The sequence below is a fragment of the Marinithermofilum abyssi genome (assembly GCF_014641195.1).
In the GTDB taxonomy this organism is placed as follows: Bacteria; Bacillota; Bacilli; order Thermoactinomycetales; family DSM-45169; genus Marinithermofilum; species Marinithermofilum abyssi.
Window position 1 is genome coordinate 396,123 of the sequence record NZ_BMHQ01000002.1, and the last position, 13,082, is coordinate 409,204.

Consider the following 13,082-nt stretch of genomic DNA (forward strand, 5'->3'; position numbering starts at 1 on the left):
TCCCGGGCTACGGCTCTTTTTTCCCTCAGTCTTATCAACCTAGTACAATACGCCCGTCCGGGTATGGGTTTTGGAAAACACTGCCGGATTGGGATCGAAATACTCGGTGGTATACCGCTTAACAAATTTTCCGCTTCCGTCAAGATATCCAGAACCCCATGTAGGATCCATCGTGAGCCAGCGTCCGTCCACTTTCACTTCAATCCATGCATGCCGGTTGCCTTCGGCAAATCCTTGGACAAAGCGGGTCTCCATCTGGATGGATCGCAACAAAGCTGCAGCCAGGAAAGAATAATCCTGACATACACCTGTTTTTTCTCGCAGGGCTTTTAAAGCGCTGTCGTCATATTCAAAAGCATCCGTCCGGAACTTGTGCACATCGTAATCCATGGTCTTGGCCACATATTCATAGATCGCCAGGGCTTTCTCCCGGTCCGTCCGTTTTCCCCGGGTCAGGTCTTCCGCCAATTGCCGAATGGCCGGAGAATCGGACTGGATGCCGCGGGAAGGAAGCAAATTGCGCAGATCTTTCTGAGCGGTGTTCACCACATGGAACCGGGCGACCCCAAAGAAACGGAAGTAATCCCGCTGCTCTTGCGTGATCTCCGGGACATTCACGGTCACCTCATATTTGCCCGGTCCGAACCGCAACCAGAAAAACCCGTCAAACCGGTAGTTTTTCACCGGGACAAAATAGGTCGCATCAAGGCCGTCCTTCTTGGTTTGCACGATCAAATGCTTGGTCTCCTTGGCAAAAGGTGCATCGGGATCAATCTGCCCCCGGATGCGGTATTTCATGTCCGCCTTGTCACCGCCCGCCAAGGGATAGGTCAGCTTCACGCCCCGCTCCTGGTAATGCTTAAAATAGACTATCGGCTCCTTTTTAGCAGAAGAGCGATTATCGATCAGCAAGGAAGCCCCTTCGTTGAAATACCGATCCCGTTGAGGATCCGGCAGCATCACGGTCAACTTGTGTTCCCCTTTGCCGTAAAGAAGAGGGACCTCTGTGTAAAAAGCGCCATTTTTCACGGAGATCAGTTGCTCCCAATGCCGATCCCCTTTTTCCAGCCGGAGCATCAATCGTTTCACACCGAGATCTTTTGTGCGCCCTTGCAACTTGAACCGTCCATCTGCCGCCACTCTTCCTCTGGCCGGCTGCTCGATGTACAGGCCAGCCTGGCGTCCCGCCCGGGTATATGCGATATCCCGATATTTTCTGGGATTCACATTGATCACTTCAAAACGGGCGATGTCATAAAAACGATCTTCTTCCTCCATACTCGGCAAGCGGACGGTGACTTGATACGTGCCCTTGCCGTCAAAAAGCCGGACATCCTGATCAAAACGCCCCTCTCTCAACGGAGCATAGTAGGAGAAGGTATTCTCCTCCGATGAACCCGTTCCTTTCTTCACCACTTCAATCCATGCCACATCCGATTGAAAAGCAGCATGTCGGGCGGCCGACCCCTTTACCCGAAACCGTTCATTCACCGCAAAGGTTTGATATCGGGGGGAGGACAGCTGAGCTCCTGCTTTTTCCGCGTAGGAACTCAGTTGCAGCTTCTCCAGATCAAGGGATTGATTTTTCTCCAGAGCCAATCGATCCCACTGGTTTCCTCCGGAAGAGGACATCTCCATTCCAAAAGGGACATCCATCCTTGCGCAGCCGATCATCGTTAATAGCAAGATACCAACAATGAAACCCAACCCATATTGTCGCACACAAGCTCCTCCATTTTTTCGAAAATCCTTCAACCATTATATCAAGGAAGTTTTGTTTTTCTGTATCTTCTTTTTCCGGGACATAAAAAAAAGACCGCCTGACTAGGCAGTCCACCAACAAAGGATTCAGACCAAGACCAAAAGACCAAAAGGGAGTAGGAACTTTGTCCTACACGATTTGCAACTCCGGGTTCACTATTATAATACAACAAAAATGGCCGTTCGTGTTTTTAAAAATTCGACAGGATTCGACAAAATCTTGTCCTTAAAACCCCTCTTTTTTTGCATTTTCCACGGCATGTTTTAAAACTTTCTGATTATCGCTCCTCATCCGCGGGGTTGACACAAATCTGGAGGCCAGTATGATGGAAACAACAAGGATTTTAAAGAAAAGGGCGTGCACATGCCATTTTTGGAAAGGGGGGTCCCCCGATCGGCCTAGGAAACAACATCCGCAGAAGGCGGAAAGAGCTGGGGCTGACACAAGCCGAATTGGCCGAAGGTATCATATCCATTCCTTATCTAAGCCTGATTGAGAACGAAAAAGCACAGCCCCGCCCAGACATCTTAAACCCCTTGGCCCGACGCCTCCGCACCACCATGCAAAACCTGATGGGAGTCACCGACGAAGAAACGATTAAAGAAGCGGAAAATCTGATTGATAAGGTCCAAACCGCCCTGATCTACGAAGGGGTGGAGCAGGCACTCGAAAACCTGGAAGCCCTCAAATCCCTGTCCTCCTCTGTCGCTGACTCCAAAGTGTTAATGAAAATCGATCTGATGGAAATCAACCTGTGGGTGCACCAATTTGACGAAGTTCGTTATCTTCCCAAACTGAAAGAGTTTGAAGAGCGATGGGAGCAGTTCCAGGACGATCCCAATGTCTTGGTCTGGTACCTTCGGATTAAAGGCAATATTGAATTTCAGAAGGATCAATACGAGAAAGCCCTGATTCACTACAAAGCGGCGGAAAAAATCTTGCCGGAAGTGACGGACGAACTGGAGAAGGGATACATATACGGTAATCTGGGCAAAGTCTATCTTCTCCTGGGCAACCCGCCGCTCGGCATCTTATACGCGGAAAAAGCGATTCAAGTCATGCTGCGGCAGGATCGGTGGGTCGAAATGTGTGCCATGCTCAACATCCTCGGCTCCTGCCACACGTATAACGGAGATTATGTCGAGGGCATCCAGTGTTTTGAACGCGTTCTGCGGATGGCCAACCAATTGACGATCTCACCGGTATTCATCTCCCGGGCCTATCATAATTTGGGCGTTTGCCATATGAAACTGGAGGCATTCGACCGGGCGACGTATTTTCTTAATCTGTCTTTGGAAGTCGTCGATATAGACAAGCTGGCCGACTGGGAGATCGGTTGCGTCCATCAGGCTTTGTGCCAAACCTACCTCAAAATGAATGACCTGGACAAAGCCCGGCAACACATTGACGCAGCGATGGAACTGTTGAAAAACCGGGAACGAATGATGGCGGAATGCCTGATCTACCTCGGACAGATCCACTACGCTCAAGGAGAATTTGACGAGTTCCAGGCTTGCTATACGAAAGCCATCCGTTCGTTTCAATCCTTAGAAATCTATGAAAAAGTGGCCCGCACCTCTCACACTCTCGGGAAATACCTCTTTGAGAAGGGCGAAATCGAGGAAGCCAACCGCTATCTTCTCCTCGCCGCTGAAAATTACAACAGCATGTTCCCTTCGGTCGACTTTGATGTCAACCTGCCCAAGGCGAAAAAAATCGTCAAGGCGTTGAAACAAGGAAGTTCGTCATCCGTCATCGGAAAGCTGAACTGATTATTTTATATCCTTCTAAAGGAAAACCGGCCCCTTCGCAATGGAAAGGCCGGTTTTTCACATCTATTCCCCCAGCATCTTCAACAATGCTTCTTCGTCCACCACTGGCACACCCAATTCCCGGGCCTTTTTCAGTTTGGAGCCCGCCTTCTCGCCGGCAATCAGCATGTCGGTATTCTTGCTGACGCTGCCGGTTACTTTGCCGCCCAGTGCTTCGATGCGGGCAGCAGCCTCTTTGCGACTCATCCGCTCCAGAGTACCGGTCAGCACCACCGTCTTGCCGGCAAAGGAACTGTCTGCCTGCTCCCGCTGCGCAAGGGAAGGCCCTTTGTACGTCAGGTTGACCCCTGCTTCCCGCAGCCGCTCAATTGTCTTTTTCACTTCGGGTTTATCAAAATAAGTGACGACACTGTCCGCCATTTTGGGGCCGATTTCGTCGATGGCGAGGAGTTCCTCTTCCGTCGCTTCCATCAGGCGATCTATATTCCCAAAGTGCTGGGCCAGGATTTTGGCTCCCTTAGCTCCGACAAAACGGATACCCAAACCGAACAAAACACGTTCCAGCGAGTTTTCTTTGCTTTTCTCGATCGCGGCAAGCAGATTTTCCACCGACTTCTTGCCCATCCGTTCCAAGGGAAGCAGCTGTTCTTCCTTCAAATCGTACAAGTCGGCGGGTCCCCGTACCAACCCTGCATCAAAGAGCTGGGTAACCACCCGTTCCCCCAGACCCTCGATATTCATCGCCCCTCGGGAAACAAAATGGATGATGCCTTCTCGTGTTTGGGCGGGACACTGGGGATTGATGCAGCGCAGAGCCACTTCCTCTTCCAGCCGAACCAGCCGGCTGCCGCACTCGGGACAGTGGGTGGGCATGGCATAGGGCTTCTCATTCCCGGTCCGGTGTTCCTTCAGCACGCCCACGACTTCGGGAATGATGTCCCCCGCCTTTTTCACGATCACGTGATCCCCCAGAAGAATACCTTTTTCCCGGATAAAATCTTCATTGTGAAGAGAAGCCCGCTGTACGGTCGTCCCCGCCAGCGTCACAGGGTCCAACACCGCCGTCGGCGTCACCGCACCGGTTCGGCCCACGTTGATTTCGATGTCCCGGAGGACGGTCACCGCTTCTTCCGCCGGAAACTTGTAGGCGATGGCCCAACGGGGACTTTTAGCGGTCGTTCCCAACCGTTCCCGCAACTCCAGATCATCCACTTTGATTACAATGCCGTCGATATCATAACCCAGCTCCATCCGATGTTCCCGCCAATGATCGACGAAGTCCATCACATCATCCATCCCTTTGACCGTCACCCGCTCGGGGTTCACCTTGAGACCGAGGCGGGACAGCAATTCCAGGGACTCGGTGTGGGTGCCGGGACGCTTTTTCCCTTCGATCATGCCGATTCCATACAGAAAGATGTCCAAAGCACGCTCCGCGGCCAGCTTCGGGTCCAGCTGCCGAAGGGACCCCGCAGCAGCGTTGCGGGGATTGGCAAACAAGGCTTCTCCCCGTTCTTCTTTCTGGGCATTGATCCGCTCAAACTCCTTGCGGGGCAGAAACGCCTCCCCCCGTACTTCCAGGTTGACCGGCTCCTTTAAGCGCAGTGGTAGGGAGCGGATCGTTTTCAGGTTCTGGGTGATGTTCTCCCCGGTCTGCCCGTCGCCGCGGGTGGCTCCCCGAACGAACACTCCGTCCTCATACCGCAGGGATACGGCCAAACCGTCAATCTTCAGTTCGCATACATAATCGACGGCGTCCACGCCTGCCGCCCGTTTGATCCGGTTGTCGAAGTCCTTCAGATCCTCGAAGTCAAAAGCGTTTCCCAGGCTGAGCATCGGGATGTCGTGCTGCACTTTCTCAAAATAAGGAAGCGGCTCCCCGCCCACCCGCTGGGAAGGGGAGTCAGGAGTCACCAAATCCGGATATTGTTCCTCCAGTTGCAGCAATTCCCGCATCAAGCGGTCGTATTCCTGATCAGAGATCACCGGCTGATCCAGTACATAATATCGGTGGTTGTGTTCGTTGATCTCCTCGCGCAGTTCGGCGAGCCGCTTTCGAGCTTGTTCACGATCCACGGTTTCCATCGCTCCTTCTTCCCCCTTCATCCGCTCGGGTGATCGGGGCAAATTGGGCCAGCAGGCGTTTCACGCCCACAGGTGCCGGGAAAGCGATATTCAACTCCATATCGTCTCCCTGCCCTTGAACCTTGACCACGGTGCCGATGCCCCATTTTTTATGCTGCACCCGGTCGCCCGGCTGCCAATCGAGATCGGCATTGGGGGACGGACGGACAGGGCCTTGGCGTACGACCGGCTTTTTCAGCACCGTAGCTCCCGCTTTGCCCACCGGCTCCAAGAGTTCCGGGGGGATTTCCCGCAGAAAGCAGGAAGGCGGGTTGGCACTGGTTTGTCCGAACAGCATCCGGGTTCGGGCCCGAGTCAGGTACAGCTTCTTCTCCGCCCGGGTAATGCCCACATAAGCAAGCCGCCGCTCTTCTTCCAGTTCCCGATCATCTTCCATCGTGCGGGTGTGAGGAAAAATCCCCTCTTCCATCCCCACCAGGAACACTTCGGGAAACTCCAACCCTTTGGCGCTGTGAAGCGTCATCATCGTGACGGCATCTCCCGACTCTTCGCCCTCGTCCTCCAAATGATCCACATCAGATACCAGGGCCAGCTCCGTCAAAAAGGCGACCAGGGTTTTGTCTTCGTTTTTCTGTTCAAACTCCTGGGTGACCGACAGAAACTCCTCGATGTTTTCCAAGCGGCTCGCCGCTTCCAGGGTGTCTTCCTTCTTCAATTCCTCGCGATATCCGGTGCGGGTCAATACTTCTTCCGTCATCTCGCTGGCCGTAAGATATTCCATCATCGCGCTCAAATCCCGGATCAATGTCGCGAATTCCCCGAGAGGCTTCATAAACCGGGCCGTCAACCCGATCCGGTCCGCCTCCATCAGCGCTCGGTACATGGAAATGCCCTGACTGTCGGCATAGGCGGCGATCTTCTCCACGGTCGCCTGTCCAATCCCCCGTTTGGGGACGTTGATCACCCGGGTTAGGCTAAGGTCGTCATCGGGATTGACTACCAAGCGCAGGTAAGCGAGGAGGTCCTTGATCTCTTTCCGTTCGTAGAACTTCATGCCGCCGACCATTTGATAGGGGATGTTCGATTTGAGGAAGACTTCCTCTATCACCCGGGACTGGGCATTGGTACGGTACAATACAGCAAAATCGCTATAATTTTGCCCGTTTTGTCTTCCTTTTACAATGGTGTCCGCGACAAAATAAGCTTCGTCGTGTTCATTGTCGGCCTCATAGAGTTGGATCGGCTCGCCTTGATGGTTTTCCGTCCACAGATTTTTCGGTTTTCGCTCGGTATTGTGAGCGATCACGCCGTTGGCTGCGTTCAAGATGGTTTTGGTAGAACGGTAGTTCTGTTCCAGTTTGATGACCGTGGCATCGGGGTAATCCCGCTCAAAATGGAGGATGTTGGTAATGTCGGCGCCCCGGAACCGGTAAATCGACTGGTCCGAATCGCCCACGACACAGATATTGCGGTGCTTGGCCGCCAACATATTTACCAGCACGTACTGGACATGGTTGGTGTCCTGATACTCGTCGACGTGGATGTATTGGAACTTTTTCTGGTAATAATCCAACACTTCCGGCACACTATGGAACAAACGTACCGTCTCCACCAACAGATCGTCAAAGTCGAGGGATTGGTTGGCGCGCAATTTGTGCTGGTAGGCTTCATACACCTTGGCGGTGATCTCCTCCAGGAAGCTGCCCGCCCGTTCCTTCATCTCCCGGGCGGAAATCAGCTTGTTTTTGGCCGAGCTGATCTGGTGAAGGAGACTGCGAGGATTGTGTTGTTTGGGGTCCAGGTTGAGCTCTTTCAGCACCTGTTTGATCACCGTCAGCTGATCCGATGTATCCAGAATGGTAAAATTGCGGGAATATCCGATCCGTTCGATATCTTTTCGAAGCATCCGAACACACATGGAGTGAAACGTGGATATCCAGATGTCTTCCGCCTCCGGTCCGACCAAGCGGCCGATCCGCTCTTTCATCTCCCGGGCCGCTTTGTTGGTAAACGTGATGGCGAGGAGATTCCAGGGATGCACCCGTTTTTCTCCCAGCAAATAAGCCACCCGATTGGTCAGGACCCGGGTTTTGCCGCTGCCTGCACCAGCCACGATCAACAGCGGCCCTTTTGTCGTCTCCACCGCCTTTTGTTGGGCAGGGTTCAGCCCATCGAGCAGGCTGTCGCTGGTCCACGCTTGATGTGCCATCTATATCGCACCTTTCTTCTCTCTTTCAAGTCTGGGTTGATTTGCCGCCGGATGGTTCCTTCACCCAGCGGACGGTCTGCAAAGCTTGCTCCAGATTTTCATAAATGAGGTTGCCGACCACGACCGTATCGGCGAGACGGGCCATCGTTTCCGCCTGCTCTTGTGTAGAGATCCCTCCGCCATAGAAGAGCTGTACATCCTTCTTTCCCCGGCGGGCCGCTTCCACCATGGCCGGCTCCCCATACGTCCCGCTGTATTCCACATAAGCCGCCGGCAAGCGGAAAAGACGCTCCGCCAACCGGATATAGGCGGTCATGTCTGCCGGTTGCAGTTCCGTCCGGCTGCGGGTCAGCCGAGCGACTTTGGAATCCGGATTGAGCACGACATACCCCAGCACGGCAATTTGCTCCCATGGGATCCAGTCGCCAAACAGCTTGATGGCCCGATGCTGGGCGCCTCCCAACCACTCCGTCTCCCGGGCGTTCAGCACAACGGGAATAAGATGCCCTTCACAACTGGGAACGACCGCATCAGTTGAAGAAATCTCCTGCACACAAGGTACCGGAAACCGGCTCACTCGCTCCCACAGCTCCCGGGTATTTTCATAGGTAATACCGTCCGTCCCGCCGATGATGACGGCATCGGTCCCGGACTCGGCCACCGCAGCCAATGCTTCATCGGAAATGGGCCGGTTGGGGTCCAATTTAAATACGTGCCGCCATCTTCTCATCCGCTCTTCCAGCATGGGCCCGCCCCCTCCAACCGTGCTTGTCTGCATCAGCACCATTATACACGACTGGATGTTCGCATTAAAGGAAATCGGACCCGCGCCATCGCCCGATCTTTCTCCCATCCACGTCATCCTTAATAAACCAAAAAAAGCTGCGTGTCTTACGCAGCTTACCAGATTAATGACAAGCCTTTATGATAGCTTCGACTCTTTTACCCGTTGCTCCCTTTCCTCCGACGCAGAAGTCATACTGTCCGCTCCGAGCCGACGAGACGCGGCACAATGCGGAGTGCACTCAAAAAGGTCAAGTCACGCCTTGGTCGTAAGCTCCCAGGTCGTGCTATGCGCCGCTTTTTGTCTCGTCTCCTCTCTTGTCGCTGAGTTCGTCGTCAAAAGTCGCTGCTCGGGCAAAGAGTTCTTCAGCTCATGTCAAGAAACTTTGTCAGTAGCCTCAAAAGCTGCGTGTCTCACGCAGCTTATTTACGGGATGTTGCTTTTTTATTGTCCGCTTCCGGCTCTGTCCGCTTTTCCAGTCGATCCAACGCCAACGCATAGCCGTCGGTTCCATAGTGAAGGCAGCGCTTTACGCGGGAGATGGTGGCCGTACTGGCACCCGTGTCTGCTTCGATTTGATTATAGGTGTACCCTTTACGAAGCATCCGGGCCACTTCCAGGCGCTGGGCAAGGGATTTGATTTCGCCGACGGTGCACAAGTCATCAAAAAACTGATAGCATTCCTCGATGGTTTCCAACGTCAATACAGCTTCAAACAGTTGGTCTACTTCCTTTTTACGCAATTTATTCAGCTGCATGGTTTCACCTCTTTCATCCCTCACAGCCGCTTTTATCCTTTAAAGTATAACATTCGACAGCAAGATGCAAACTTCCTTTTTTGTCCGCAGTGATCGGACATAAAACTTACCGATCTTTCGCGTGTCCGCTGGATAAACGATAAAAGGAGAAGTCTTCATACCAGGATTTTCTCTCCTTAATTTCCTAGTCCTTATGGGGATTGCCGTGGGTCTGTATCGATGGATTAAAAAGAAATCTTGACAGCTGAAATAAAAGCCGACGGGAATTCGCTCTCCTCAATCCAGGGCGCCGCCTTTTGTTGTTTTCGTCGTCTCCTGTTACAATAGGCGGTAACACCCATCCAAGGCAGCACCTTTTCCGGAAGGAGAGATTTTATGTCCATCGTCATTCAATCCAAAGGTTTGGAAGAAAAGGAACATCCTTTTTACATTTTCCGTTACGCCATTAAAAAAGACGGCAATTCCTATTTAGAAAGCCTGGCACGCTATGTTCACTCCGAAAAAGGCGGCAAAGTGCAATTTATGGAGCCGGACATGCGCAAAATCCAACAGTTGCCCAACGCCATCGAACAGTTGAACGAAGTGGAACGGGTCATCAAAGAAGAGGCCAAACTGGTTATGGAACAGCCGGATGAGTGAGTGACAAATGCCTCATTCCTTTAACCACCTGTATTCCAGGTGGTTTTTTCATTCGGTTAATCTTAAACCCTTCTTAACGTTTTGTTTACATCGGTTTGTTAATGTGAAAGTGAAATCGACAGCAACGAGGATGAACCCGTCATCCAGTCAGTTCCGTCGATAAGGAGGGGCTTGTCCATGAACATCACCGTGTTGGGAACGGGATCTGTCGGATTGGTCACCGGAGCTTGTCTTTCCCATTTGGGACACCAGACCATCTGTGTCGACTTGGGTGCTTCCGGGGAAGCTTCGATTCCTGAGGATGGAGTCCCTGACTGGGAGCCGGGTTTGAATGAATTGTTGCTGCAGGGATTTCATCAACAACGAATCCAATTTTTCACAGATATTCCCGAAGCGATCCGGGAAGGGGAGGTAGTCATCATCGCGGTGGAGACACCGCTCTTGCCTAATGGCCGTACCGACCTGACCCTGGTTTGGAAAGCCGTTGAACTGATCGCACGGCATCACGATGGACAACCTTTGGTCCTGGTTCAAAGCGCTGTCCCAGTGGGAACCACCCGTGCCATTCAGGAAGCTTTCCAGAAGGATCCGCACTGCGAACAGTTGGAAGTGGCTTATTGTCCCGCCTTTTTCTCCCGCGGGAACGCTGTCCGAGACTTTCTCCAGCCCCAAAAAATCGTACTGGGTGTCGAAACCTCCCAAGCCCAAGAAATAGTGACCCGAATATACCGCGACATCCCGTGCGAACTGAAAGTCTTGGACTTCCAAAGCGCCGAATGGATCCAGCATGCTTCCCGGGCATATCTGGCGATGAAACTCTCGTATGTTCAGATGCTGGCCCGCTTTCGCCAACAGCAAGGCGAAGCGAAGGATAACTCCCTTACCAGAGCGGAATGAGCCAAGGCTTGTTCCCTGCATCCAGCTGATCCCATCAGCTGCTTGCGTTTGTATTTCACCTCGCTGATTTCCAACGGTTCTTTCCTTTCTTCATTTGAATCCCTCTTTCCTGCAGGAGCGGCTGCCCCACAGCCGCTCTTTTCTTGTTGACAAATCTTTTGTATGACGTCTTAGAGTCAGACTGTCCACTCCAAATCGATGACCGAGGCCGAGCCAAAGGAAAACCTGACTTGGACCCACAGGGTACACGTCACGCCTTCACCGCCATGCTCCTGGTCCTGCCATGCTCGGTCTCGGTCCCACGCTTTGTAGCTGGGTACGTCGTTCAAAAGTCGCTCATTGGTAGAAAAACTCTTCTTTCTGAAGATGGCCTCTTTCAGGGAAAAAGGGCCTTTCCCTAAGACGTTAACGAAGCCGTTCAGAGGGGGCCAGGATCTGACGATCCTTCACCCGCATAATGCCCTTTGACGTGAGACGCACTTGCGGAAGATGTGTGGAAGACAGAAACAAGAACGTATAAATGGGATCGTAAAAGGGATGGTCGTGTTGCTTCAGAAGTCGAATCAGCTCTTCTGATTGATCTATAAGCATATCTGCAGGTTGAAGACTCATGTGCCCTCCCAGGGGCAAAGGCAAATGGAAAAGCGCATTCCCACCCTGATCCCAGCTAATACCGCCCCCATCACGAAGCACCCGATTGGCGGCCCGGGCCATCGCTTCCACATCCCGACCGATCAGGAGCAAGTCCCCCGACCCGTTATAGGTGGAAGCCAAGCCGTCGATCCCTCTTCCAAATCCGGTCAGCAGCCCTTTGGTTATCCAGCGTCCATACCTATCCGCCAGAGTTACATACAGCCTGTCCTCTTCCGGCGGCAAACAGCCGCTCTGGATATCCGGAGTAACCGGTTCTTCCGCCCCCTTGGTGATCACCGGGTTGATCATACGAATGACGGGGATCGTTTCTGCCCGGTCATTCAGTTTCAACTCTGACGGCGATACTTCCCAATCAGACAGGACTCGAAGTCCTTCATAGGCAGACCAGTCGACAAACGGCATGGCTAGTACGCGCTTTCTATCCTGCACCGCCCAGTCCCCTTGCGCCAGTACGTGAACCGGGGTTGGATCTTCCAAGGACTGCAGCACATTGATATCCGCCACCCGCCCGGGAGCCAACCCGCCCAGCCGGTCATCCAGCCCGTAGTACACAGCCGGGTTGATCGTCACCATCTGATACGCGCGAATCGGGTCGCATCCGGCTTCCATTGCCGCCCGCAACATCACATCAACAAATCCCTCGCGCAAATACGGCGGTGTCGGCCCGTCCGTGGTCATCATCAACCGGTGCCAAGGTACTTCATCCGCCCGTTCCATCAACCCTCTGATCAACACCGGAACATCCGGCCGCAGCGAGCTGTGGCGAAGAGTAGTCATATAGCCAAGCTCCAGGCGACGCCATACCTCATCGGGATCGATGCTTTCATGATCTCCGGTCACTCCTGCTGCGGCCAACCGGGCCAGCGTGCGATAAGAAGCTCCAGGCGCATGTCCTTCTACCCGCTGCCCGTTCTGTTTGGCATCACACATCCACCGAAGCATAGAAGCGTCCCGGTTCAGCAAGGCAACCCAGTCCGTCAGCTCCCCACCCTGCAACACGTTGGGTAGGTCCATCGCTTGTTTTACCCTTTCGTAGGAAAACAACCCCTCTGGGTCCTCCCCGAGAAAGGTCTGGGGATCCCATCGCGCCCACCAGAAGTAATGGACCGGCAACTTTGCCAGCTCCTCCTGCAAGTCAACCTGCTCCGATGGTTCCAAACCGGTAAAAAAATGCAGATTATCGCTGATCAGCGTCGTCGTTCCCGTGCTCAGCACCTTTTCCGCCAATGTCACGGGATTATAAAGTTGAAAAGGGTGGGCATGGGGCTCAATATAGCCCGGAACCAGAACACAGCCGGATACATCGATCACTTCCGTCTCGTTTCCGGCGACAACCTTCCCCTCTTCCAATGAACCTATGTATGCGATGCGACCTTCCGCCAGCGCCACCTCTTTATTCTCCAATCGACCGGTATATACATTAAGTACTTGCCCGCCTGTCAGCACCTTTTGCGGTGGTCGCAAACCCATGCTGGTCTCAATCAAGCGCGAGAGGGAATCCGCTTTCAATTTGTCGTACACT

9 protein-coding genes are annotated in these 13,082 nt (G+C 53.1%); 3 read left to right on the forward strand and 6 right to left on the reverse strand.

Annotation, left to right across the window (positions count from 1 at the left end; translation table 11 throughout):
* Positions 1–39: 39 nt before the first annotated feature.
* Positions 40–1,722 carry a transglutaminase domain-containing protein gene (locus IEW70_RS04195; RefSeq protein ID WP_188646651.1) on the reverse strand — a complete coding sequence of 561 codons (1,683 nt, stop codon included), beginning with the start codon at positions 1,720–1,722 and terminating at the stop codon, positions 40–42.
* Between the two features lie 450 nt (positions 1,723–2,172).
* Between IEW70_RS04195 and IEW70_RS04200 the strand changes: the two genes are divergently transcribed.
* Positions 2,173–3,534 (forward strand): tetratricopeptide repeat protein, encoded by a 1,362-nt coding sequence (locus IEW70_RS04200; RefSeq protein ID WP_268234822.1) that lies wholly within the window; start codon positions 2,173–2,175, stop codon positions 3,532–3,534.
* A 63-nt stretch (positions 3,535–3,597) separates the two neighbouring features.
* On the opposite strand, the gene ligA is transcribed toward IEW70_RS04200, so the two are convergent.
* The 4 genes from ligA to IEW70_RS04220 all read right to left on the reverse strand — a co-directional run bounded on the left by ligA (position 3,598) and on the right by IEW70_RS04220 (position 9,370).
* A complete protein-coding gene (gene ligA / locus IEW70_RS04205) occupies positions 3,598–5,610 on the reverse strand; it encodes an NAD-dependent DNA ligase LigA (RefSeq protein WP_188646720.1) in 2,013 nt (670 codons plus the stop codon).
* Positions 5,600–7,828 carry a DNA helicase PcrA gene (pcrA, locus tag IEW70_RS04210; protein ID WP_188646653.1) on the reverse strand — a complete coding sequence of 743 codons (2,229 nt, stop codon included), beginning with the start codon at positions 7,826–7,828 and terminating at the stop codon, positions 5,600–5,602. The genes ligA and pcrA overlap by 11 nt, the downstream gene beginning before the upstream one ends.
* 25 nt (positions 7,829–7,853) lie before the next feature.
* The gene (gene pcrB / locus IEW70_RS04215) at positions 7,854–8,573 is read right to left on the reverse strand and encodes a heptaprenylglyceryl phosphate synthase (protein ID WP_188646721.1); all 720 of its coding nucleotides are present in this window, start codon (positions 8,571–8,573) and stop codon (positions 7,854–7,856) included.
* Positions 8,574–9,034: 461 nt separating this feature from the next.
* A complete protein-coding gene (locus tag IEW70_RS04220; RefSeq protein WP_188646654.1) occupies positions 9,035–9,370 on the reverse strand; it encodes a YerC/YecD family TrpR-related protein in 336 nt (111 codons plus the stop codon).
* A gap of 375 nt (positions 9,371–9,745) precedes the next feature.
* On the opposite strand from IEW70_RS04220, the gene IEW70_RS04225 reads away from it, so the two are divergent.
* Complete coding sequence (locus IEW70_RS04225; RefSeq protein ID WP_188646655.1) at positions 9,746–10,009, forward strand: hypothetical protein; 264 nt, start codon at positions 9,746–9,748, stop codon at positions 10,007–10,009.
* A 177-nt stretch (positions 10,010–10,186) separates the two neighbouring features.
* Positions 10,187–10,906 carry a UDP-glucose/GDP-mannose dehydrogenase family protein gene (locus IEW70_RS04230; protein WP_188646656.1) on the forward strand — a complete coding sequence of 240 codons (720 nt, stop codon included), beginning with the start codon at positions 10,187–10,189 and terminating at the stop codon, positions 10,904–10,906.
* 405 nt (positions 10,907–11,311) lie between these two features.
* Here the strand turns inward: IEW70_RS04230 and IEW70_RS04235 are convergent, their stop codons facing one another.
* Entirely contained in the window at positions 11,312–13,081 is a 1,770-nt protein-coding gene (locus tag IEW70_RS04235; RefSeq protein ID WP_188646657.1) for an adenine deaminase C-terminal domain-containing protein, read from the reverse strand.
* Position 13,082 lies beyond the last annotated feature (1 nt).

What these genes read in the sequence shown, in the direction of transcription:
- IEW70_RS04225 (WP_188646655.1), top strand. Translation starts at nt 9,746, where the DNA reads ATGTCCATCGTCATTCAATCCAAAGGTTTGGAAGAAAAGGAACATCCT.
- IEW70_RS04230 (WP_188646656.1), top strand. Translation starts at nt 10,187, where the DNA reads ATGAACATCACCGTGTTGGGAACGGGATCTGTCGGATTGGTCACCGGA.
- IEW70_RS04220 (WP_188646654.1), bottom strand. Translation starts at nt 9,370, where the DNA reads ATGCAGCTGAATAAATTGCGTAAAAAGGAAGTAGACCAACTGTTTGAA.
- pcrB (WP_188646721.1), bottom strand. Translation starts at nt 8,573, where the DNA reads ATGCTGGAAGAGCGGATGAGAAGATGGCGGCACGTATTTAAATTGGAC.
- pcrA (WP_188646653.1), bottom strand. Translation starts at nt 7,828, where the DNA reads ATGGCACATCAAGCGTGGACCAGCGACAGCCTGCTCGATGGGCTGAAC.